The sequence below is a fragment of the Croceivirga thetidis genome (assembly GCF_012272815.1).
In the GTDB taxonomy this organism is placed as follows: domain Bacteria; phylum Bacteroidota; class Bacteroidia; order Flavobacteriales; family Flavobacteriaceae; genus Croceivirga; species Croceivirga thetidis.
Genome location: NZ_JAAWWL010000001.1, coordinates 1,598,843 through 1,622,879, shown reverse-complemented (window position 1 = coordinate 1,622,879; position 24,037 = coordinate 1,598,843). Strand labels below are relative to the sequence as shown.

17 protein-coding genes are annotated in these 24,037 nt (G+C 39.6%); 5 read left to right on the top strand and 12 right to left on the bottom strand.

Annotation, left to right across the window (positions count from 1 at the left end):
- Positions 1–2: 2 nt before the first annotated feature.
- The 4 genes from HCU67_RS07280 to HCU67_RS07265 form a co-directional block, all read right to left on the bottom strand.
- Positions 3–1,451 carry a RagB/SusD family nutrient uptake outer membrane protein gene (locus tag HCU67_RS07280; protein WP_168551896.1) on the bottom strand — a complete coding sequence of 483 codons (1,449 nt, stop codon included), beginning with the start codon at positions 1,449–1,451 and terminating at the stop codon, positions 3–5.
- Positions 1,452–1,464: 13 nt separating this feature from the next.
- Positions 1,465–4,566: a SusC/RagA family TonB-linked outer membrane protein gene (locus HCU67_RS07275; RefSeq protein WP_168551895.1), complete on the bottom strand. Its 3,102-nt coding sequence runs from the start codon at positions 4,564–4,566 to the stop codon at positions 1,465–1,467.
- Between the two features lie 449 nt (positions 4,567–5,015).
- Positions 5,016–5,390 carry a cupin domain-containing protein gene (locus tag HCU67_RS07270; protein ID WP_168551894.1) on the bottom strand — a complete coding sequence of 125 codons (375 nt, stop codon included), beginning with the start codon at positions 5,388–5,390 and terminating at the stop codon, positions 5,016–5,018.
- A 63-nt stretch (positions 5,391–5,453) separates the two neighbouring features.
- Positions 5,454–7,469, bottom strand: coding sequence for a polysaccharide lyase family 7 protein (locus tag HCU67_RS07265; protein ID WP_168551893.1), 2,016 nt, complete (start codon positions 7,467–7,469; stop codon positions 5,454–5,456).
- 107 nt (positions 7,470–7,576) lie between these two features.
- On the opposite strand from HCU67_RS07265, the gene HCU67_RS07260 reads away from it, so the two are divergent.
- From HCU67_RS07260 to HCU67_RS07240, 5 genes are all read left to right on the top strand, one after another.
- Positions 7,577–8,290, top strand: a complete 714-nt coding sequence (locus HCU67_RS07260) for a ribonuclease activity regulator RraA (protein ID WP_168551892.1) — start codon at positions 7,577–7,579, stop codon at positions 8,288–8,290.
- Positions 8,291–8,361: 71 nt separating this feature from the next.
- Positions 8,362–10,080 (top strand): purine-cytosine permease family protein, encoded by a 1,719-nt coding sequence (locus tag HCU67_RS07255; protein ID WP_168551891.1) that lies wholly within the window; start codon positions 8,362–8,364, stop codon positions 10,078–10,080.
- Positions 10,077–11,561, top strand: coding sequence for a mannitol dehydrogenase family protein (locus HCU67_RS07250; RefSeq protein WP_168551890.1), 1,485 nt, complete (start codon positions 10,077–10,079; stop codon positions 11,559–11,561). Before HCU67_RS07255 ends, HCU67_RS07250 begins: the two co-directional genes overlap by 4 nt.
- A gap of 31 nt (positions 11,562–11,592) precedes the next feature.
- A complete protein-coding gene (locus tag HCU67_RS07245) occupies positions 11,593–12,168 on the top strand; it encodes a 3-keto-disaccharide hydrolase (protein WP_168551889.1) in 576 nt (191 codons plus the stop codon).
- Positions 12,169–12,179: 11 nt separating this feature from the next.
- Entirely contained in the window at positions 12,180–13,277 is a 1,098-nt protein-coding gene (locus HCU67_RS07240; RefSeq protein WP_246865715.1) for a bile acid:sodium symporter family protein, read from the top strand.
- A gap of 3 nt (positions 13,278–13,280) precedes the next feature.
- Here the strand turns inward: HCU67_RS07240 and HCU67_RS07235 are convergent, their stop codons facing one another.
- From HCU67_RS07235 to HCU67_RS07200, 8 genes are all read right to left on the bottom strand, one after another.
- Positions 13,281–14,129 carry a hypothetical protein gene (locus HCU67_RS07235; protein WP_168551888.1) on the bottom strand — a complete coding sequence of 283 codons (849 nt, stop codon included), beginning with the start codon at positions 14,127–14,129 and terminating at the stop codon, positions 13,281–13,283.
- Positions 14,130–14,138: 9 nt separating this feature from the next.
- On the bottom strand, positions 14,139–15,785 hold the full coding sequence (locus tag HCU67_RS07230) for a sulfatase family protein (protein WP_168551887.1): 1,647 nt from the start codon (positions 15,783–15,785) through the stop codon (positions 14,139–14,141).
- Between the two features lie 35 nt (positions 15,786–15,820).
- Positions 15,821–16,759, bottom strand: coding sequence for an SUMF1/EgtB/PvdO family nonheme iron enzyme (locus HCU67_RS07225; RefSeq protein WP_210423644.1), 939 nt, complete (start codon positions 16,757–16,759; stop codon positions 15,821–15,823).
- 103 nt (positions 16,760–16,862) lie between these two features.
- Complete coding sequence (locus tag HCU67_RS07220) at positions 16,863–17,834, bottom strand: NAD(P)H-dependent flavin oxidoreductase (RefSeq protein ID WP_168551886.1); 972 nt, start codon at positions 17,832–17,834, stop codon at positions 16,863–16,865.
- Between the two features lie 203 nt (positions 17,835–18,037).
- Complete coding sequence (locus tag HCU67_RS07215) at positions 18,038–18,220, bottom strand: CPXCG motif-containing cysteine-rich protein (RefSeq protein WP_168551885.1); 183 nt, start codon at positions 18,218–18,220, stop codon at positions 18,038–18,040.
- Between the two features lie 3 nt (positions 18,221–18,223).
- Positions 18,224–19,609, bottom strand: a complete 1,386-nt coding sequence (locus HCU67_RS07210) for a TolC family protein (RefSeq protein ID WP_168551884.1) — start codon at positions 19,607–19,609, stop codon at positions 18,224–18,226.
- A complete protein-coding gene (locus HCU67_RS07205) occupies positions 19,606–22,896 on the bottom strand; it encodes an efflux RND transporter permease subunit (RefSeq protein ID WP_168551883.1) in 3,291 nt (1,096 codons plus the stop codon). Before HCU67_RS07205 ends, HCU67_RS07210 begins: the two co-directional genes overlap by 4 nt.
- Positions 22,893–24,029: an efflux RND transporter periplasmic adaptor subunit gene (locus HCU67_RS07200; protein WP_168551882.1), complete on the bottom strand. Its 1,137-nt coding sequence runs from the start codon at positions 24,027–24,029 to the stop codon at positions 22,893–22,895. Before HCU67_RS07200 ends, HCU67_RS07205 begins: the two co-directional genes overlap by 4 nt.
- Between the last annotated feature and the right edge of the window lie 8 nt (positions 24,030–24,037).

Genomic DNA, 24,037 nt, shown 5'->3' with positions numbered 1-24,037 from the left:
TTTTAATATCCTGGATTTTGCGTTAAAAGCCCATCACTTAAGTTAATTTCCCTAGCAGGTATTGGTAATAATAAATCCCTACCTGAAAAGATATATCCCATCTCATCAGAATGTGCTCCTAGGACAGACTCTGCAACTCCAAAGCGCAGTAAATCAAACCAACGCTGATTTTCAAATGCCAACTCAACCCTTCTTTCATTCAAAAGTTCTTCTTTTGACACACTGGATACACTATTTGGAGCTGTTGCTGGAAATGCCCTGTCCCGCACCATTTGGAAGGACTGCAAGGCCGCAGCATCTGTAGTACTTGTACCTGACCCAATGGATGCCTCTACGTGTAATAAAAGTACATCTGCATAGCGTAAGGCGATGTAATCGTTACCAGCATTTCTAGCATTATCGCCATAAGTTGGCGGTGAAACTGTAACATCTGAACCTTCAGGTAAGAACTTAATAACCTCAATGGAACTTCCCAAATTAATAAATGACTGGGGGCCTCTATCACCTCCAAAGGCAGCAAAGGCGGAAACTAGGTTATCATTCACTATGTTCTGACCATCTTCTCGACCTTGCCGAACAAAAGAGGTAAATTCAGAAGAAAAGCTTTGACTCTCTAAGGTGTTTCCGAATGCGTACTGAATGGCAAATATTATTTCATCATTCAATTCATTGTAAAAAACATCTGAAAAATTTGATTCTAAACTAAAACTACCACTGTTGATGATATCCTCACAAAGCGATTTTGCAGCTGTATAATTTGGTGTAGATTGACTCATATATACCTTGGCAAGAATACCTTGGGCCGCTGCCCTAGAAGCTCTTGCCTTTTGGGTATTGTCCAGTACGTTTACGGCTTCAGTTAAGTCTTCTATTATTTGAGCATAAATTTGATCACTAGATACTCGAGTAAAAAGGGTCTCTTTATCTTCTGGCAACAATACTTCAGTTACTAAAGGAACATCACCGAATAAACGAACCAATTTGAAGTAGGCATATGCCCTAAGAAATTTTATTTCTGCTGTATAACGAGCCTGATTACCTGAATCGGCAATTTCAATAAATCGGAACATGTTGTTTGCCCTAAAGATTACCTCATACATTGATGCGTAATAATCTTCTGATTCAACATTATTGGCATCAACAACATATCTATGAAAATCTGATTTAGATCCTTCAAGGGTTGCATTCCGCGTATTATCAGTTCTATGTTCGGTCAATAAATGTTCGAACTGAACACCTCTATTGAAATCACCAATATTGGTCTCCGTATTTTCATTCACACCCTGTAATGCGTCGTAAATACCTATAATACCTGCTTCAACATCAGCGTCAGTTTGAAAAAAGGACTCTTCAACAACTACAGTATCAGGTAAAGGGTTCAAAAACTCATCTGTATCACACGATATCAACGAGATAGTCAATGTGAGTATTAAATATTTTATGGACTTCATAATGCTTTTCTGTTTAAAAATCTACGTTCAGACCTAAGGTTACCGTTCTAAAAATCGGAGTACCGGCACGTTGAGAACCATAGGCTCTTACGTTGCCGTTGTCATCGTGTTCAGGATTAAAACCATGATAATCACTCGCAGTGATGTAAAAGAGATTCTGCGCAGTCGCATACAAACGAAGATTGGATAAGCCTATATCCGTTAAAATGTTACCACTAAAATTGTATCCAATATTTACATTGCGTAATGAGAAATAGTCCGCACTTGCAATAACCTCACTGGTAAGTACCTTTTCTTGAATAAATGATGGATGTGGAACCAAACCGTCAGCCACAGCCTGTAATTCTCCACCACTCCTAGTTCTATTTCCAAACCAATTGTAGAAATATTGATCACCTATGTTATTCACTTGAGCACCTAAGCTGCCCTGTACCATAAAGGACAGGTCAAAATTTCCTATCTGGAATTCATTGGTAAAACTGTAAATTAAATCTGGGTAAGGATCTCCAAGAATGGTTTTGTCATCTTCTGTTATGATACCATCTCCATTAAGATCTACAACAATGGTATCATCTGCCTGACCATTGATTCTGTTCCATGGGTTGTCGACGTATGCAACCCTGAATTCAGTGTCGTCATATTTTTCAGTATCTACAACGTAGCCCCAGAACGATGATATTGGCTCGCCAACCCGATTTATCCATTGTGAATTTCTACCGTAGGTATCCTCAATAAGTGCATTATTGGAATCACCAAAACTCAACAATTCATTTTGATTGGTCGATGCAATTAATGTTGAGCTCCAACGAAATTTCTCTTTGGAAATATTTCTAGTTCGCAACTCAAATTCCAATCCTCTATTCTGTACTTCTCCCAGATTGACAATACCGGCATTGAACCCAGTTAAATAAGAAACAGGATTTTCGAGTAACAGGTCATTACTATTTCTTTGATAATAATCTATTGAACCGGTTATTCGATTATTTAAAAATCCATAATCGAGCCCAACAGTCAATTCTTCCGAAGCCTCCCAACCCAATGCTGAATTTGCAATATTTAAAGGTGAAGAACCTGAAACCAATGCTCCATCTACTACAGCATTTGTGTTTTGCAATAAAGACAAATACGGCCAGATAGTTTCTTCAAGAGTATCCAAATTAAAATTCTCGGCACCTGTTAGACCATAGCTAGCTCTTAACTTAAAATTACTGATTACCTCACTTGAAAGTAGAAAATCCTCTTTGGCCACATTCCATCCAACAGATACAGCTGGGAAATTACCCCATTTGGTATCATTACCGAATACGGAACTTCCATCTCTACGGAACGAGGCGTTCAATAAATATTTGTCTTTGTAAGCATAATTTACTCTAGCGAAAAGACCAATTTTCTTGCGCTCACCATTAGATTGAAAGGACGTTAAGTTATCTGGATTACCGCCATTGATATTTCGCAAACGATCATCTGTAAAACCATTGATTTCGGTCTCTGTCAATTCAGTGGTACGCTGTTGAACCGTTAACCCTCCTAAAAGATTTAGACTGTGGTCGCCATAATTTTTATTGTAGTTAAGGGTATTATCATTTATTATACGTTTTCTAAAGCGTTCTTGTAAATAAAAGTTGGAGCGGCTAGCACCTGAAGCATGATAATTAACCCCATCATATCTGTCTCTTCTGCGCTGCTCTAAAGTGATACCAACGGAACTTTTAAAAGTCAAACCATCCATTAGTTTGTAACTCAAATAGCTTGATCCAAAAAGTTTTGTATTGTATTCGTAATGTTGCCTTTCAACATACTGTTGATAGGGGTTTGAATCACCTGATGTTCTTGGGCGCTCGTTGCTTCCATCCTCATCATAATCTCTATTTTCTAGGTGATTTTCCCAGAAATAGTCACCAACACCTACATCGGGATATACATCTCGGTTGATAAATTGCAGTGTTTCCTCGGTATGATAAATCGGCAACCATGGGGATTGACGAGTTGGATTATGGATTGACGTAGGTAGTCTTCGCTGTTCAGTATAAGAAGGAGTGGCTCTAATACCAAATTTCAGGCGTTTACCAACTTTGGTATCAAATTTTAAATTTCCGGTCCACAATTTATAATCGTCAGTAATAATAACACCTTCGTCACTTAAAGATCGTAATGAAGCGCTAAAGGTTGAATTTTCATTTCCGCCTCGGGCGGAAAGAGAGTGGCTAGTTATGAAACCTCCGTCAAAGAAAACGTCTTGCCAATCTCTATTAATACCTGTGGTTTTTACTAAATCCAAGGCGTAGAGTGTTTCACCAGAAAGGGTGCCAGTAGCTTGTTGTTCTAGGGCAGCCCACTCGTTCAAATCTTTCTTGTAGTCTTCACTGCCATGGGCTTGTTTGTATCCTGTAAAAGTTTGATAACTAAATTGAGTCTTACCAGACCTTCCACTTTTTGTTGTAACAAGAATAACCCCATTTGCTCCCTCACTTCCATATATAGAAGCGGATGCTGCATCCTTCAACACTTCAAAAGATTCAACATCGTTCATGTCTATATTCGCCAAAAATTCTGAACTAACAACAATACCATCGACAACTAAAGCAGGGCCAGTATCGGCATTAATTGAACCGACACCCCTAATCGTAATAGTAGGAGCTCCTCCGGCTTCGGCGTTTGTAGCTTGAATATTTACCCCAGAAACCTGGCCAATTAAAGCGTCATCGACCCTAGCCACAGCAATTTGATCAAGGTTCTCATTTACAACTTTCGAGATTGACCCAGTTACCGTAGATTTTCTTTGAGTACCATAACCAATTACAACCACCTCGTCTAATTGGCTCCGGTCTTCTTGCAGCGTAATATTTATGACACTTTTGTCAATTATAGGTACACTCTGTGTTGCAAATCCGATATAGGAAAATTGTAAGACAGCATTTGAAGCCGCAGTAATGCTGTAATTACCATCAAAATCAGTTTGAGTTCCGTTAGTGGTGCCTACAACCAATACATTAGCCCCTGCAATGGGCACACCACTAGCATCGGTCACAGTACCTGTAACCGTAATGTTTTGTGCAAATAGTTGTATGTTGACCAGCAACACAACAACCAGAATAAGTTTAGTTCTTAAATTCATTTGTTTTCAGTTAATTTCTAATAGTTCTATTTTCTACCGTGGAAATAGTTCTGTTTTATTAGGAACAATTCTTCGTTTTAAAGAGCAACCCAAATGAATTTTGTAATTTCGTAAAGTACATGGGCTTTCTCATGTGCAGATTCACAATTACTTCCCTCCGAAAGAAGTAATCATCGAAAAGGATAGGCGTGCACCTATCCTTTTTTTATTTTTTCAATTTGTCATTTTCTCACTTTTATGATTAACCATTTTGGTAATCCAAACTGGTAAACCAATTTGGTTGACCAAATATATGTTATCTAATTGTTAATGAAAAACGATTTTTTGATTTAAATGTTAAAATATTAGGAATTTATCATTCTGTTTAACAGAAAATCGTGAATTCTTAACAGTATTCGCTTTAAATACTTTGTTCATTTACAATTTTGATTATGTATTGTAATAATTTGTCACTTTTTCTCTCCAAAATATGAAACCCCATCGCCGCTGAGAAAATCCTCCCTTACGGGGCTAAAAGTGTCTATTAGCATGCCTTCTTCCAAACACACTGCGCTGTGCAATAAATTAGGTTCTATATAAACTCCATCACCGGCCTCAACGATCTTCTTTTCCCCAGCAATTTCAAATTCAAATTTACCGGAAACACAATAGGTCGCCTGTGTATGAAAATGTTGGTGAGGAGCACCTAAAGCTCCTTTTTCAAATTTTACCTTGACCATCATTATTTGATTGTCGTAGCCTAAAAATTTTCTTGATACTCCACCACCAAGCTCTTCCCATTCTATTTCTTTGGTCGTAATATATTTATCGCTAAATCTCTTCATAAGTTTTCTTCAATTATGTAACCGTGTATTTTCTAATCTGTCTCAAGATTTATGGAACAGTTGCTAGTCTACCGGCTCACCAGGACCTACGGTAGCTTCTCTAAACCAAACTTCAGCATAGCAGCCATTTTCATACTGTTTTGTAATGTCACCGCCATAGGTCTCAGCACCTGCACACCAGACCTTATTCGTTTCAGGACTTTTACCATTTGTTTGATTGTAGGCTCCTTGTTTAAAATATCCGAGCTCTCCACTATAAGCGGAAGGTCGCTCTGTACCATCTTGTCCAATCGAAACAAAAAGTTGTTGCACCTGAGCTGGTATATCTGATTTATTCACATATTCAGACTGGATCAGGTTCTTTGTAAATGTCTTTGTATCATGACCTTTACTTTTAAAAGTCAAATACATTATACCTTTATAAACATTTACTTCATAACTGAACTCTTCGCCCAGTTCAATTCCGTCCTCAGGTTCTGGAGGAAAATCTTCTTTGCTTTGCCCAATGACCGACATATCATGTCCCCACACTGCTGTAGAAAAATCCCATCGGCCTGAGTTGTCATCACCAGCGGTATTGATTTCATAATTCCAAAATACCGATCCTTTTTTGTGTCCCGGGAACTTTTTATAAAATATCTTCAAGGGTTCGTTTTCATGGCCTTCCCCACTGTGAATCTGTCCGACAACTACCGAATATGAGGCCGCTACACTGGCATCTCCTGAAACTGATACTTGCATCACTTTGCAAGTACCTGAAAGTTTACCTCCTTCTTCGGGAATCCATTCCCTTTTTTCATGCAGTTCGGTTCTGGTATTGCTCGAGTTTGGCGAGGTAACACCTGAATTTGGGGTTTTATAGACCACCCATCTTCGTGTACCATCAATTACGGTATAGAAAAAGTTCTTGTCCTCAAATTGGGTAAGGTCATCTTCTCTAGTGCCATCTCCCATTAATATTTTGAACTTATCCATAAATGGTATAACCTCATGGGGAACAACCGTTTTTTGACTGAGACCGTCGTTCGCTTCGAAGTAACCGGCATTTGAATAGGCCTCATCAGAAATTTCGATACTTGCCGATTTAAACCAAACCTCGGCATAGTTGCCGGTCTCGTATTGTTTTTTCAAGTCTCCACCAAAGGTCTCCGCTCCTGAACACCAAACTTGATTTACCTTAGGGTCTTTACCATTGGTCTGATTGTAACAGCCCAGTTTAAAGAATAACCCCTCGTCAGCATAGGCATTTTCACGTTCCAAACCATCTTGGCCAATAGGAACAAAAAGCATTTTTACCTGCTCCGGAATATTTTCTGTTGTGGCATATTCAGAAGTAATAAGGTTTTTGGTAAAAGTTTTTGTTTCGTTGCCCTCACTTTCAAAAGTCAAGTGCATCAATCCATCTTCGATGAGCACCGTATAACCGAACTCCTCACCTAAAGCGATACCGTCTTTAGGCTCTGGTGGCATTGCACCTTCATTGGTGGCAACGACGGAAAAGTCATAACCCCAAATAGGGTAAGAGTAATCCCATCGTTTTGAATTATCGTCGCCAGCGGTATTGATTTCATAATTCCAAAAAACCGATCCCTTCTCATGACCCGGAAATTTCTTGTAAAATATTTTTAGTGGCTCATTTTCATGACCATCAGCACTATGAATCTGTCCGACAACAACCGAATAAGTTGAGGCAACGCTTGGGTCTCCTGTGGTTGAAACATTCATCACCTTGAGCTTTGCACTCATTTTAGCATTTGTCATCGGTGACCACTTTTTTAATTGGGCCAATTCGGTTCTTGTGTTATTGGAAGTACCGTGGGTGTTGCCTGCATTAGGAGACTTGAATACGACCCATTCACTAGTATTGTCTTTTGCGGTGTAAAAGAAGTCTTCATCTTCAAAATTCACTGCCTGCCCCACGTTTGAACCGTCACCTAAAATTAAGTTCCAATGTTGAAATATAGGCAAGACCTCTTGCGCCTTCGGAAGTGTTGCGGTTTGGGTGATGTCTTTGCTTTGATTTTTACATGCTGCAACCAATAAAAGGCTAGAAAATAATGAAAAGAGTATTTTGTTCATTTAAATTGGTTTACCAGTTTGGTTAACCAAATATATGTATATTTGAATACTTGACAAATTTTTAACAAATAAATTCTGAAATAGTAATCTTTGGCAGCTTAAATCGGATGGAAAAAATCAATTTCACAATACAGCAACTTAAAGGTGTAAGTACAGCTACAATTGCAACCTGTCTTTTTAAAAAAGGATTAAGAAACCAATTTATACAAGGTGTACAACCATTACGAAAGAAGCAATTGACCATGGTCGGGCAGGCATATACCTTGAGATATATACCGGCACGTGAAGATCTGAATACCATAGAAGTCTTTAAAGACCCGAAACATTTACAACGTGTCGCGGTGGAAGAATGCCCTGAAAATTATGTATTGGTCATTGATAGCCGTAAAGATGCGAGAGCAGCTTCTGCCGGTTCAATTCTGGCCACAAGACTAATGAAACGTGGTGTGGCCGGAATGGTCACCGATGGTGGTTTTCGTGATTCGGCTGAAATCGCTGAACTTGATTTTCCGTCGTTTCATCAAAAACCTTCGGCGCCAACAAACTTGACCCTCCACCAAGCTATTGCAGTAAATGAACCAATTGCTTGTGGGGATGTTGCCGTTTTTCCTGGCGATGTTATTGTTGGTGATGATGATGGGGTAATGGTCATTCCTCAGCACATGGCAGAAGAGGTCGCTAATGAATGTAAACAAATGACACTTTTTGAAGAATTTGTATTGGAAAAAGTGAACGGTGGTAGCTCAATAAAAGGCCTGTATCCGCCAACCAATCCGGCTGTTCTTGATGAATTTCAAGAATGGCAAAGACCCCAAAACTAAGTCAGTAATCTTTTTTAGAATGATTAAGTTTGGTCAAACACTACTATCTTCAACAGATTAACCACAAATAAATGACCAATAAGAAAACTGACGATTTTTCTCAAATTAAAAATCTTCAAGAAGAACAGCTCCCCGTTGCAAAACACAAACTTCATGACTGGACACATTTTGCAGGTTTGTACGCTGCAGAACATGTAGCAGCAACTGAATTTGTAATTGGAGCAACATTTGTGGCCTTGGGTGCAAAAACCATGGACATTATAATAGGTTTGCTCATTGGTAATGTTCTGGCCATACTTAGTTGGACCTTGATTACAACTCCCATTGCTGTTGAAACGAGATTAAGTCTTTATACCTATCTCAAAAAAATTGCAGGTGCCAACATGTCAAAACTTTATGATTGGGCAAATGTTCTGATTTTTACAGTCATTTCAGCTGCCATGGTAACGGTGTCTGCGACGGCGGTAAGATTTGCCTTTAATATTCCCGCCCAACTTGATTGGTATCCAACAAATTTTTGGTTCGTACTTATTGTTATACTTGTTGGCTTATTTGTGGTTTTTGTGGCTATTTATGGTTTTAAAGCTGTTTCCGATTTTTCTGGAATCTGTGCACCTTGGCTCTTTGTCATGTTTTTAAGTGGAGCCTTGGTATTATTACCTGCCTTGTCTCTTGAGGTGGTGGGTAAAGTTCTTCCTCAAAGCTGGTCTGAATTTGTCCATATTGGAAGCCAATCGATTTGGACTGGAGTCAACAGTAATGGTGAGCCAGGTATAGGATTACTGGAAGTTATTGGTTTTGCTTGGGCCGCTAACACGATAACCCATTTTGGATTAATTGACATGGCCCTTTTGCGCTATGCCAAGAAAAAGACCTATGGTTTGGCAACCAGCACCGGTATGCTCTTTGGGCATTATATCGCCTGGATTGCCGCAGGAATAATGGGTGCCGGTGCGGCCGTAATTCTAGGAAAAACAATTGTTGAACTTGATCCAGGTGATGTCGCCTATTACGCTTTGGGCTGGTCTGGTTTTGTCATTGTTATCGTGGCGGGTTGGACGACTGCTATCACTAATCTATACCGAGCAGGGTTGGCGGCGCAAGCCATATTTTCAAAATATTCACGTCGAAATACAACCTTGGTAGTAGGTTTGGCCATGGTGCTAATTGCATGCTTTCCTTTTGTGTTTTCGCAGATTTTACCCCTATTGACCTATGCGGGCCTATTGGTTGCTCCAGTGGGCGCCATAGTTTTTGCAGAACACCAAATATTTCCCAGAATAGGCTATACTCGTTATTGGTCCAAATATCAAGATTATGTTCATAGCCTGCCTGCCATTGCTTCTTGGATATTGGGACTATTATTTGGATTTGGCCTGAATGCCTTGAATGTAATGTCCTTTTACTATCTATTCATACCTACTTGGATATTCACCATTATAGTCTACACGGTTTTAGCAGGAAAGTATGGTGCTAAAAAGACGTATCCGGAGGCGGAAGCCAAAGAAAACGAATTTAATGTTGCTGTTACAGCGTTTCAAGAGGAACAGGCCAAGTTAGAACCACAATTACAAAAGGATACTTCTATTTTCTCAAAACTCTTGAAATTGGTTTCTTATGTAGCACTTGGCATCACCTTGCTTTTAGCTATCAATGTGCTTATGGGAAGCGTTGATAAAGAGACCTACAACACCAATCGAGATACATTCTATTTTTACGGTTTTATAGGTACTATAACTTATTTTATAACTGCCTATTGGGTCATGCAAAGGGGGAAAAAGACCATATGATTTTAAACGAAAAAAATTTAAGTGCAATAGGTGCTTCGCTTCCTATTCCGAAATATAAAAGGTCAACCCTTAAAACAGGTATTGTTCATATCGGTGTAGGTGGCTTTCACCGTTCTCACCAAGCTTTTTACCTTCATCGACTAATACAAGAAAATACGGAGTCTGACTGGGGTATTTGCGGAGTTGGCCTTAGAGAGGCAGACCGAAATATGTTCAATGTATTAAATCGTCAAGATGGTCTATACACGCTGATTACTCAGCATCCCAATGGAACAACTGAAAATGAAATAATAGGCTCCATTTCGGAATACCTATTGGCTGTGGACACGCCTCAAGAAGTGATTGAAAAAATGGCCCACCCAAACACAAAAATAGTGTCCTTGACCATTACCGAAGGAGGCTATAATTTTAATGCCACAACGGGTGAATTTAATTTCGAAAACCCTGATGTGAGGCATGAATTGGCACATCCTGAAGAACCCAAAACCGTATACGGCTATTTAACTTCAGCCTTACGAAAAAGACGCTCCAACTCATTACCGCCTTTCACAATAATGTCTTGCGACAACATTCAGCATAACGGTACCATAGCAAGAAAAATGCTATTGGCTTTTGCCAAAAAACAAGATTCAGAGCTCGCCGATTGGATTGAAAAGGAAGTTGCCTTCCCAAATTCCATGGTGGATAGAATAACCCCGGTTACAACCCAAGAAGTCATCTCAGATTTAAAGGATGTACATAATTTGGAAGATCAATGGCCAGTGGTTTGCGAACCTTTTATACAATGGGTTGTAGAGGATAATTTTTCTAATGGAAGGCCTCCCCTTGAAAAAGTAGGGGTCCAATTCGTAAGTGATGTTACCCCTTATGAAAAGATGAAAATTCGACTTCTGAATGCAGGACATTCAGTCTTGGGAATTCCTGGGGCAATTCATGGTCATCTAACTATTAATGATTGTATTAATGATAAAGTCTTTGCGGTATTTATGCGTCATTTCATGGATGAGGAAGTTACTCCGATTCTTGGCGAAATTGAAGGAATCGATATTGAAAAGTACAAAGACACCTTAACAGAGCGATTTTCAAATCCGAATATAAAAGATGGTGTGAGTCGTATATGTTCTGAAAGTTCAGCCAAATTGCCAAAATTTTTGATTCCTACTATAGAAGAAAACCTAAAAACTCGTGGGCAAATAAAATGTGCAACTTTCATTTTAGCCGCCTGGTGCTATTATAGTGATATGGGTAAGAATGAAAATGGTTTATCATTAGAGATTATTGATTCGCAAAAAGAACAGTTACAAAAAGCCGCCAATCGCACCGAAGCAAACTGGACTGCCTTTTTAAATCTACAAGATATTTTTGGAAAACTTACTGACAGTCAACGCTTTGTTTCTGAATACACTACTGCAGTTCAATTGATTTACAAAAGGAAGAACATTAGGGCCTTAATGAAGGAATTACTTGGTTCTTCTTTCTAATTTGTATTTTTCATGAGTTTTCAAGTTTTACATGAAACGAGCATTGAAATACATCCTGCCAAGTTTACTAGTGTTGTTCCTTAATTCGGCTTGCAATACCACAACAATATTATTCCAAGAAAACTCCGACGATTGGGAAATTTTTGGAGCTGCTGATTGGCGATTTTCCAATGGTAATTTGATTGGGGCTATTGAAGAAGGGGCTGGTTTTGTAATGACCAAAGATTCGTACAAAGACTTTGCTTTGGAATTGGAGTTTTATCCTGATAGTACAATTAATTCTGGGGTGTTCATTCGGTGTATGAAAAAAGAGTTAAGCGCCAGTAATTGCCATGAACTAAATATCTGGGACCTACATCCCAACCAAGATTACCGCACAGGGGCAATTGTATCGAAAGGAATACCAAAAGCCCATGTCGAAACATTGAACAAATGGAATTCATATAAAATATTGGCTATGGAAAATCGAATTCAAGTTTGGGTGAACACCATCAAAACTGCTGATTCCACTTTTTTACATCCACCGGAAGGTTATATTGCATTACAGGCCATGGGAAATGGCAAAATCAAGTTCCGGAATATTATGCTAAAATCAGGTGAGCACTAAAATTATGTACTTTGTCATCTACACTTTTTAACATGCAAAAACTCGGTAAACTAGCCTCTATTTCCAGTCTAATTTTTGGACTTGGAGCGCTACTGTTTTGGATTCTTGGGAACATTGAACTTCTTGCGCCTTCGGTTATATTATTTTTGATTTCACTGGCCCTGGTGTTTAGTTCCTCCAAGCACTTACAAGGCTTCTCCTTTACAATATTCATTTTCGCCGCTGTCACGGCTTCTTTATTTTATCCTCAGTTTTTTCTTGAAATAGGTTCCTTTAAATTGAATCGATTGATTGTTCCCCTGCTGATAGTCATTATGTTCGGGATGGGGACCTCAATTGGAATTAAGGATTTTGTTGGCGTGGTCAAGATGCCAAAGGGGGTTTTGGTTGGGCTTTTGGCCCAATTTACCGTCATGCCATTTATTGGTTTTGGTTTGGCCAAGCTATCAGGACTGCCACCAGAAATTGCTGCGGGTATCATACTTGTCGGCTGCTCACCGGGTGGATTGGCCTCTAATGTAATGGCCTACATCTCTGGGGCTAATTTGGCTCTTTCGTTGACCTTGACCGCAGTATCGACCTTGCTGTCACCGCTATTGACTCCCTTTTTTATGCAGTTATTGGCCAACGAATTGGTACCCATAGACTTTTTGGCCATGTTTTGGAGTATCATCAAAATTGTAATTCTACCTATTCTGGCAGGGCTTCTATTCAATCATTTCTTTCATGGAAAATTCAAATGGTTGGACAAGGCAATGCCCAAGGTTTCAATGGCGGGCATCGCGATAATCATAACAATAATCACAGCGTCTGGTAGGGATTCATTGCTTTCTATTGGTCTTATTTTAATTGTGGTAGTAATCGCGCACAATCTTTCCGGCTACCTTTTAGGCTATTACGGAGGAAGACTTGTTGGGTTGGATGAAAAATCATCAAGAACCATCGCTTTTGAAGTAGGCATGCAAAATGCCGGTCTTGCATCGGGCATTGCGCTAGAGATGGGTAGATTGGCAACTATGGGCTTGGCCCCAGCGGTATTCGGACCTTTGATGAATATCACCGGTTCATCCCTTGCCACTATTTGGAAAGGAAAAGAGCCTGAAGAGTGATTTTTAATTGGACATCAATTCAAAAAAGGCGTTGGCGTCGGTCAAATTTGATAAACCCAATACATAACAGACCTCACCAAAATCGGAAAAATCAAGTCCGCCGCTTTTAACCGATTTATTCAAATAGCGACCTTCAACTCCGTTGTACCTATTCCCTAAATCAATAGCCAATTTCCATATGGCCTTTAAATCTGCATTTTTTTTCAAATAAGTTTCCCAATCAACAACTACATCTGACCGAAAGCCTGGGGTTCCATTCCCTGTGGCATTGCAATCAGGTATTTTATGATAGTTCGCTGTGGTACTTACATAATCCAACAAAACAGGATGCGTCACTTTTTCATTCCAATCGCTATGCTGAACCACATGAATCCTATTTTTTGTAGCCAAATCTGGTTGGGTTTCAAGTAACTGTTTTACCCAAAGTGCTGTAAAATCAGATTGACCTCCTTCAGCAACCCAAATAGAGCCACCATTTTTCAAGGTCGATTTTACCTTTTCCAAAACTGATTTTAGTGCCACTTCCCTTTTAGTATCCGCATCGGACCAATTGTCTTGAAACGCCAATGTCATTAAATCGTTTGGAGGAACATACAATCCATCTTGAAACCCATAAGTTCCGACCACGGCATGGAATTTTAAATCAGCATATTTTGGATGGGCAAGCAGAGTGGCCAAGGCTGCAGCACTATGTAAATCATCAATATCAGTCTTACAGTCATACTGGGCCAATAGTAAATCCTTGTCCAGATTAAAAGTTGTTTCTTGACCCTTACAAAATGAAGTCATGCAAAATGCAAACAACATTAGAACAAGTAATTTTCTTCTGCTATTTAATTTGGTAAAACCCATTGCGACCATTTATTGTTTTTTGCCCTTTAGCGGGGAATCAATACTGTTTTGTAAATGTATATCAATGTAATGCTGATTTAACTCATCAGAATCACCGTATTGCTTACGTAGTTCCTCAAGCTTCACTTTTAGTTCTTCCACCACTTCAGCATACTCAGGATTATCATATTCATTGTTCATTTCATTAGGATCTTTCATTCGATCATACAGTTCCCATTCATCAACATCGTAATAAAAATGAGCGAGTTTATATTTTTTGGTAACAATACCATAATGCCTTTTTACTTGATGCACTGCGGGATATTCGTAGTAGTGATAATAGGCAGCGTCCCTTTCCCATTCTGATTCATTTGAGGTTAACAAGGGCATAAAACTTTCCCCTTGCATGTCATCTGGCGCTTCTATCTGTGCAGCTTCTAAAAAGGTCTGGGCAAAATCAAGGTTTTGTACCATTTCATCATTGGTGATACCCGGTTTAATCTCATTTGGCCATCGAATCAATAAAGGGGTTTTGAACGATTCGTTGTAAATAAAGCGTTTATCAAACCAACCATGTTCCCCTAAATAAAACCCTTGGTCAGAAGTATAGACGACCAGGGTATTCTCTTCCAAATCGTTCGTTTCTAAATACGATAGTACCCGACCAACGTTATCATCGACTGAAGAAATACACGCGAGGTAATCTTGCATGTAACGCTGGTACTTCCAACGCATCTTTTCGTCGTCCGTCATATTGGGCCAATTGGCCTTGAAATCAGCATTTATTTTGTCAAGTACGTTATCATAGGCCTTTTTCTGCGCTTCATTTGCACGATCTGAAAATGGACCTTTAAAACCATTCGGATATTCAGGTACAAACGGTTGTGGATTCATCTGTTCAACAAGTTCCGGTCTAATCTTACTGTCATGACTATACATCATATCAGCGAGCAAGTTCATCTCAGCAGTTTTAGCTGCAGTACCCCTATTGCTGTAGTCATCAAATAAGGTCTCCGGTTCTGGAAAAGTCTTGGTTTGATATTCTTCAAACTTCTCAACAGTAGGCCACCATGGTCTATGCGGTGCTTTGTGCAAATACATCAATAGAAACGGCTTTGCAGTATCTCGTTTTTTCTCCAACCAATTTAAGGTCAGATCGGTTATGATATCAGTGACATATCCTTGAATACGGGTAGTATCACCGGATGTTGTTATAAAATCAGGGTTGATATAATTACCCTGACCAGGTAATATCATAAATTCATCAACACCCTTCGGGTTATTTCCAAAATGCAGTTTTCCAAACATGGCCGTTTGATAACCGGCTTTTTGAAATAACTCTGGAAAGGTAACCTGGGTAGTATCAAAAGGTCTTCTGTTATCAGTTTTGCCATTGATGTGGGTATGCTTACCTGTCAAAATTGTGGCCCTTGAGGGGGCGCATATGGAATTTGTTACTGAAGCGTTGGTGAAAATGATTCCTTCTCGTCCAATCCTATCAATATTTGGTGTTTGGATAAGTGCGTCATTATATGCGCTAATGGCCTGATATGCATGATCATCAGACATAATGAATAAAATATTTGGACGCTTTTTCTCGACTTTTTGGTCTGAAGCATTTTCGGCACAACCGAAAATCAATAGCACCGCAAAAAGTCCGAAGATTGACCTTTTCATTTTTAGTTCGGTTTTGGTTGTTTAAGTTAGGAATTCTACTTGGTATCCCTAACCGTTCTAAACCCTAAATGTTCATAACTCGAATCTGAAGTAGTTTCCATCTGCGAATCGATGGCATAATTGGCACAGTAGTTCTTTGAACAAAGGTAGGATCCTCCTTTCATTACGAACTGCACCAAATTGGGTTCTTTCATAGCGCGTGTGGCAGTCCATTCCCAGACATTTCCGGCCATGTCATATAGTCCAAAATCATTCGGCGGATAACCCCCTACCGGAGCAGTTTTTTCATAACCGTCTTGAACATTATTCTCTGATGGAAAAGAACCCGTCCACGTATTCGCATTCGAAATGCGGTCATCTTCGTCAATACCCCACACATATTTTGTGGTAGATCCACCTTTAGCTGCAAATTGCCACTCCTCTTTGGTTGGTAATCGGTTTCCTTTCCATTTACAATAGGCAAGCGCATCTTCATGGGCAATATGTACAACAGGATGATTGTCTTTTCCTTCAATTGAAGAACCTGGGCCATAGGGTTGCCTCCAGTTAGCCCCTATTTTCCATTGCCACCATTGGGTATAATGATGTAAACTGTTTTTTGGTAATTGTTCCAAATCATTTCTAATGACCAAAGAACCAGGCTGCAATAATGAATCGGGTAGTTTGGGTGTTCCGGTAGGAAGCTGTTTTGATAATTCCTCCCAATCAATATGCCTTTCTGCTATGGTGATGTAATCCGTACTTTCAACAAATGCCTTGAATTCCGCATTGGTAACTTCAGTTGAATCCATAAAAAACCCATTTTGTCCCCTGGGAACAAACACCATACCCAGGGGTATAGCAGACTCACTAATTGTAATGGTTTCAACCGAAGTGAAATTAGGTTTTGAATTTGCTGCCTCAACAGATTTTTTACTCCTTGTTTGACATCCAAAAAAAACGAGTAATACCAATATGGATATAAGCTTCTTCAAATTTCGTATTTGAAATCACAAGATAGTGGACAATTCATCGAGACCTACGACCCATAACGAAAAAACCCATCTAATTTGATGGGTTTTTCAGGGTAGAATTTTACTAAGCTAGATTCACAAGTCTATTGTTGATGATTTCGTTTGCTTCACTCATAATTGAATCTATCAGTTCTTGACAAGTGGGAATATCATTAATTAGACCGGCCACCATTCCGCAGCTCCACGCACCTTCATCCATGATTCCATTTTTCATGATGTCGGCATATTTACTGACTACAAAAGGGGCTACATCTTCAAAAGTTATCGCATCACCTTTTTCTTTTTCAACAGCAACCAATTCTTCAACGGCCTTGTTGTTCAAAACCCGTTCCGTATTTCGCAGGCCACGCATTACCAAACGTGTATCGAGCTCGGTAGCTTTGACGATTTCATCCTTTACATTCTGATGAACAGGAGCATCTTTTGTAGCCACAAATCGCGTTCCCATATTTATACCATCGGCACCTAGCGCTAAAGAAGCGACCAATTGAGCGCCAGTGGCAATTCCACCAGAAGCTACGAAGGGAATATCCAGCTCTTCAGCAGCACGTGACAATAAAATAAAATTGGGTATATCATCTTCTCCGGGGTGGCCCCCACATTCAAAACCGTCAACACTCACGGCATCGCAACCCAAGCTCTGTGCTTTAAGCGCATGTCTAACGCTGGTACATTTATGTATTACTTTAACTCCATATTGTTTAAAGGCTGCCATAAATGGCTCTGGGCTTCTACCTGCAGTTTCAACAATGCGTACACCCCCTTCGATGATAGCCTTAACATAACCCGGATAGTCGGGCGTATTCACCATTGGCAGAATGGTCAAATTCACTGCAAAAGGCTTGTCTGTAAGGGTACGACATTTTGCAATCTCATTGGCTAAATCTTCGGGAGTTTTTTGGGTCAACCCCGTTATCGTTCCTAAACCGCCAGCATTTGAAACTGCAGCTGCTAATTCGGCAAAGCCTACGTAATGCATACCCCCTTGCATGATTGGATGCTCAATTCCGAATAACTCGGTTATCCTTGTCTTCATAATTTTCTTGATTAATAAATTCTAACCTTGGCCATGACATCACAAAATAAAATTTGTTCTCGCATGACACCATTAGAATTTGTGGAAATTTTATTAAGTTTTTTGGAAGGTAATCGGACGAAGTTGCATTTGAGTTGCACTATTAGGTAAGATTGAAAAAGAGAATGAACAAGTTTAAATATACCCGAATGCAATAATTCAACTTACTGTCCTAATTCACCAACTTCAAAACCCATTAATTCTTGATTGGAAAATTGTGCGTTTACTTCAATCGGATTACAACACACTTCACAATCCTCAACATAAATCTGGCTGGATACCGAAGTATCTAAAAGCATGGAAATTTCTTCCCAACAATAAGGACATTGAAAAAAGTGCTCTAGCATTTTTTAGAACGGCACATTTAGTAATTGACCTACCTGCTGTAAATATTGAAGTTCGGCCAACTTCGCGGTATACTTGGCCTGATTTTTACTAGTCTCGGCATTTAAAAGATTTATCTGTGCCTGGCGCAATTCAACAGAGGTAATTTGACCCAATTTGTATCGTTCGTTTGAACGTTCAAAATTGTCCGAAGCTGTAATAACATTTTGTTCTTGCAACCGGTAGACCCTAAGGCTATTTTCATAGTTTCCCCTTGCATTTGAGATGTCTCGGCGTACTTGCTGCAAGAGTTGTTGTTGCGCCAGGTCTTGACTATCCAACAAAATTTTTGCATTCTTGACTTGGGTAATTCCACGACCACCATCAAAAATATTCCAAGTAAGTGTCGCTCCAAGACCAAAATTTCGGGTATTGTTCACGTTAACACCAGGAAAGAATGCCCCTGGGGCATTTTGATTTAAATTCCAGCCATAAAACCCACTTAAACCCACTGTTGGCAGAAATACTGATTTTGCTGATTTTAGGGTGTAATCATTAATTGACATATTGGTCTTCGCCTGAAGCAGGCTAACATTATTTTCTTCAGCATCTTTAAAGAAGGTGTCCAAGTCAATTGGGTCTATGAATACAACAGTAGTATCAACCTTAAAGGTTGATTCTAAATCGGTATTCATCACCACATTTAAATCGCGTAGGGTATTTTTTATCAATTGGCGTTCGGTCATCAAACTTATACTGTCGTTTACCAGATCTACCTCTGCATTCAAAACATCTAACTTGTTGTTCTGCCCGTATTCAAAAGCGTATTCAGCGCGATCAAGTCTTTCTTGGGTATTGGCATAGGTTTCTGCCAAAACATCAATATTTTCAGAAATTCGAGCTACTTCGTAGTAAATTGAAAATAATTGCACTATTGAAGTCTCTACTGTTTCACGTGCCTGTAGCTCACTTAAATTGTATTCTTCTTTTAGGCGTTTCAAATCAAAAATTCTACCTAAGCCATCAAATAGTAAATAATCTACCGTTACACGGGCATTGTAACGTTGTGCTTCTGCTTTGTAGAGGTTGGTATCAGGTCTTGGAACCGGGTTTCCAGCATCATCAAGCAATACTTCACCTGTTTCTTGGTCAAAAAGAAATTGCCCAGGAAACTCAAATGTAGAATCATCCCTTTGGTAATTAGCACCAGCAGAACCGGTAATGGAAGGTAAGAAGTTTGAATTCAACAAACTCTTGTTGTTTTCAGCAATTGCAACATTATTCTGAGCAATCTTAACGCCGAAATTATTCTGTAGAACCTTATCTATTGCCTCTTGCTTAGATAGCAGATTATCTTGGGCTATAAGGTTTTGAATAAATATTAGGGAAACGAATAGGAATAATACTCTCATACGAGATTGTCTTCTAAATTCTCAGATTCTATTTGAACTTCTTGGCCGTTGGAATGGCCGTTTAAATTTTTTGATTCCATGTGGCCACCCATGAATTCTTCTTCATGTAACTCTTTTATGGCCCGTTCAACTTCTTCTTTGGTCGTTGGGTCTCCTGTGCCAAGCCACTTAAAGAATACCTTGGCCTTATTACTAAACGAAAGGAACAATGGTAACATTAAAAGTGTCAATATGGTGGCAAATCCTATACCATAAGCAATTGAAATAGCCATCGGTTTTAAAAATTGTGCTTGTCGGCTCTTTTCCAATAGTAGAGGCGCCAATCCGGCAATGGTGGTTACCGAAGTCAAGAATATGGCCCTAAACCTAGAGCGACCTGCTTCATACAAGGCATTATCAAAACTCATACCCTCTCTAAGGTTACTGTTGAATTTTCCGATTAAGACTAGGCCATCATTCACCATGATTCCAATAAGTGCAATGATGCCAAGCATCGAAAGAATGTTTATTGGGAAACCATGAATCCAATGCCCCCAAGAAACGGCCGTTAAGCTAAATGGAACCAAAAGCAGTAACATTAAAGGTTGGCTAAAGCTCCTGAAGGTAAATGCTATGGTAACATAAATCAAAAACAGCACGGTCAATCCAACAAAATTCAAAGAGTTCATCAATTTCAATCGTTCCCTATTCTGACCTTCATATGATGCCGTAATGGTTGGATATTTTGATTGGATTTCAGGCATGATATCTTCCCTAATCCAAGTCATGATATCTGGTGCACTGGTATTATCTGGGTCTTTTAAATCTGCTGTAATCTGAATTTCCCGTTGACCATCCAAGTGGTTAATCGCAACATCACCACGTTCAATGGTATAGCTCGCAATTTCTTTAAGGGGAACTCTAGAACCGTCAGGTGTAGCGATTCGCATTTCATCCAAATCATTAATTGATGATCGATTTAGACGATCATACCGAACCCAAACTCGTATTTCATCTTGACCTCTTTGAAATCGTTGTGCCTGAACACCAAAGAATCCTGATCGAACCTGATTCATCACGGTTCTCAAATTGAGCCCTAGCAAATAAGCGTTTTCCTTTAGTTCTAGCTTTATCTCCTTTATACCCGCTGGGTCATTATCCGCAACATCTTTGAGTAAATCATTGTTGACCAAACTTGTTTTCAACTCATCTTTGGCCGCCTTTAATTCGGTAATATTATTGCCTAATAGTGATACAGAGACAGGGTCACCACCAAAATTTCCGCCGGAGCCATAAATTAAGCTCTCAACCCCGAATACCGGCCCCACCAATTCGCGAAGACGATTGGTAACCATATCTGACCTGATTTCGTCTGGCCGTTCTTCACCGGGCAACAAATTAATGATCAATGCTGCTGAAGAAGAACCAGGACCAACGTTTTTCAACATATTTTCAAAGAGCACCTTATCAGTTCCTTTGAGATACTTTTCGGTCAGTTCTTCATTTACGATTTGGGCTTTGTCTTGAATCAATGAAATGATAGAGTCTGTTACGGCTTCATTCGTACCGTTCGGCATTTGCAATTCTATAGCTACACGGTCACTTGCAATTCGAGGAAAGAACGCAGTTCTAATGATACCACCTCCGATTGATCCAAACGTTAGAAATAGCGCTAGGATGAAAAACGAAAATGCCAAAACTTTATAGCGCATCGTAAACCGCAAAGCCGGGCTATAGATTCTATCACGCATCCAGCCCATAGCTTTGTCACCCATTTCATTAATGACCCGTAGCTTTGAAAATACACGGGCCAATCCGGTTTTTGGTCCTTCTTTTTGAGCCCGTAACGCTTTTGAATGCGCCAAGTGGGCTGGAAGGATAATCAAGGCTTCTACCAAAGAAACCACTAACGTTAAAATCACGATGACCGATACCTCTCCGAAGAAATCGCCAATTCGACCATCAAGGAACAAAAAGATTGAAAACGCTAAAATTGTAGTGATAATGGCAGAGACGATTGGTGGAATAACTTCCATAGTTCCATCAATCGCAGCTTGTATGGGTGTCTTTCCCTTTTCGTAATGTTGATAAATGTTTTCGGCTATTACGATACCATCATCCACTAAAATCCCTATAACGATAATCATTCCAAAGAGAGAGAGAACGTTGATGGTCACATTTAACATTGGGGCAAAAACAAACATTCCCAAAAATGCGATGGGAAGTCCAAATGCAACCCAGAATGCCAATCTTGTGTTCAAAAAGAGACTGAGAAAGATGAGAACCAAAATCATTCCCATTACGGCATTCTCAGTTAAGAGCTGTGTTCGTTGTGTTAGTGTGGTAGATAAATCACTAACCACGTTCAATTGAACGTTATTGTTTTTCTGGTTGAACTCTTCAATGTACGCTTTTACATTTTCCGCCGACCCAATTAAATCTTCGGTATTGGTGCTGGTTATGGTCACATTGACTGAAAGATCACCATTGTAATAGGAGGCATTTGGTGTTTCAGAAAACCGATCACGTATTTCAGCAACGTCTTTCAACCTTACGGTTCTTCCTGATGCATCGGCACGGACCACGAGATTGGACAATTCATCACCGTAATAAGAGCGGTTGTTCGCACGAATTAAATACTCCTCCGCACTCGTTTTTATATTCCCACCAGTTACCAAAATATTGGCGTTAGCAACGGCGTTGGATACCTCTTGAAACGAAATTCCATAAGCCAAAAGGTTATTCTCATTAACGGCGATTTCAATTTCTTCTTCTGGATATCCAGATATTGCGATTTGTGAAATACCGGGAATGGCCCGCAAATCATTCTCTATTTGCCTACCTATCTGTTTTAAGGTAGCTAGCGAAATCGACTCTCCACTAATTGCAAAAGTTATCGTCTGTCTGACCGCCTCAAGTTTCGAAACAACTAAAGGCTCCATGCCCGTAGGAAAGGTAGGTACCCGGTCTACCGCATTTTTAACCTCTAGCAGCATGAAATCTATATCACGCCCCTTTTCAATTTCAACATTTATACTGCCACTATTTTCACGCGACGTGGAAGTAACCCGTTCCACCCCTTGTAATCCTTTAAGGTTGTCCTCAATTTTCAGCACAACACCCTCTTCAATTTCTTGGGGTGATGCTCCAGGATAGGTAATAGTTATGGAAACGTTTTTTGAATCAGTGAGCGGAAAAAACGATGATTTTAGAGATTTGGCACCAACAATTCCAAATATTATGAAGGCTATAATGATTACATTAACAGCAACATGGTATTTTATAAAGTAAGATATTACCTTTCTCATTTTGCTGTTTCGTTTGAATCGCCTTGATAAACCTTTACCAACATACCAGGGTAGGCCCCAGCAACTGGTTTTGAGATTACTGTTTCGTCATTTGGTACATCTTTAAGCACAACGGTCTTATCTGAAAAATAAACCGGGCGTACATTCAAAACATCAAGTACAGAATCTCGAACAACATAGATTTGGTTGTTTTCCAATAAAAGAGATCGGTCTATCTCGTAGGCATTTTGCTCTTGTTTAGCATCAAGGGCCGCTTCAAGATATTGTCCTTCACGCAAGTCATCCCCAGCTACTTCAATAAAGGTAGTAATGGTTTGGGTAGCCTGGTCGACCCGGCCATTGACTCGGGTTACCTTGCCTTTGTAGGTTTTGGTCTTCTCTAGATTATGCAATTTGACCTCTTTACCAACAGTTAGGTAATCACCGTAAGTCTTTGTAACCGAAACTTCCAGTTCATAAGTGCCCGTATTTATGAACTCCCCTAATTTTTGACCAGCTCGAACCAATGTGCCTTCGGTAACCAAAGCATCGGCAAGCACGCCATTAAAAGGAGCGATTATCGAATATTTTGAGAGGCGTTGTTCTAGGTTTTTGACGTTATAATAGGTTGTTAAAATTCCACGACCTGATATGAAGAATTTTTCTTTTTCAGAATCAAATTTTGGTAAAGCCGGGGTGGTTTTTTCCAAATCAAAACCACTTAAATAGGCTTGCCATTTCGGAAATACCTCTGGATAATCTAAGCGCAAGTCTGGCATTACGGCTGTCACCTGATTGTAAAGGTTGCTTTTCGCGGATTGTACATTGGCATAGTATTCAGATGCATCTATTCTAATAAGCGTCTGTCCTTTCCGGTATTCTTGACCGGTTTTAAAGAGTTTACTACCCTGCTTGAAAACACCTTGAACCTCAGCAAAGAGTTCAACTCGGCGTTTGGCAACCAAATTACCGTTGGCAGGAACAATGATATCTACGGTACCGTTTTGAACAGTATCCACAAAAACGGTTTTAACAACACGCTTGGGTTTTGGCCTTTGGTCTTTTTTACTAGCTACTATGGCTTTTGCCCCGAAAAAGGAACCAACAATTATTAAAAGGCCTAGGACGGCAAAAATTATCTTTCTAGAATCCATGAAACGGA

Coding starts and splice junctions, on each gene's coding strand:
- HCU67_RS07250 (WP_168551890.1), top strand. CDS start 10,077: ATGATTTTAAACGAAAAAAATTTAAGTGCAATAGGTGCTTCGCTTCCT.
- HCU67_RS07270 (WP_168551894.1), bottom strand. CDS start 5,390: ATGAAGAGATTTAGCGATAAATATATTACGACCAAAGAAATAGAATGG.
- HCU67_RS07200 (WP_168551882.1), bottom strand. CDS start 24,029: ATGGATTCTAGAAAGATAATTTTTGCCGTCCTAGGCCTTTTAATAATT.
- HCU67_RS07260 (WP_168551892.1), top strand. CDS start 7,577: ATGGAAAAAATCAATTTCACAATACAGCAACTTAAAGGTGTAAGTACA.
- HCU67_RS07235 (WP_168551888.1), bottom strand. CDS start 14,129: ATGGGTTTTACCAAATTAAATAGCAGAAGAAAATTACTTGTTCTAATG.
- HCU67_RS07280 (WP_168551896.1), bottom strand. CDS start 1,451: ATGAAGTCCATAAAATATTTAATACTCACATTGACTATCTCGTTGATA.
- HCU67_RS07245 (WP_168551889.1), top strand. CDS start 11,593: ATGAAACGAGCATTGAAATACATCCTGCCAAGTTTACTAGTGTTGTTC.
- HCU67_RS07220 (WP_168551886.1), bottom strand. CDS start 17,834: ATGAAGACAAGGATAACCGAGTTATTCGGAATTGAGCATCCAATCATG.
- HCU67_RS07215 (WP_168551885.1), bottom strand. CDS start 18,220: ATGCTAGAGCACTTTTTTCAATGTCCTTATTGTTGGGAAGAAATTTCC.
- HCU67_RS07255 (WP_168551891.1), top strand. CDS start 8,362: ATGACCAATAAGAAAACTGACGATTTTTCTCAAATTAAAAATCTTCAA.
- HCU67_RS07275 (WP_168551895.1), bottom strand. CDS start 4,566: ATGAATTTAAGAACTAAACTTATTCTGGTTGTTGTGTTGCTGGTCAAC.
- HCU67_RS07230 (WP_168551887.1), bottom strand. CDS start 15,785: ATGAAAAGGTCAATCTTCGGACTTTTTGCGGTGCTATTGATTTTCGGT.
- HCU67_RS07265 (WP_168551893.1), bottom strand. CDS start 7,469: ATGAACAAAATACTCTTTTCATTATTTTCTAGCCTTTTATTGGTTGCA.
- HCU67_RS07210 (WP_168551884.1), bottom strand. CDS start 19,609: ATGAGAGTATTATTCCTATTCGTTTCCCTAATATTTATTCAAAACCTT.
- HCU67_RS07205 (WP_168551883.1), bottom strand. CDS start 22,896: ATGAGAAAGGTAATATCTTACTTTATAAAATACCATGTTGCTGTTAAT.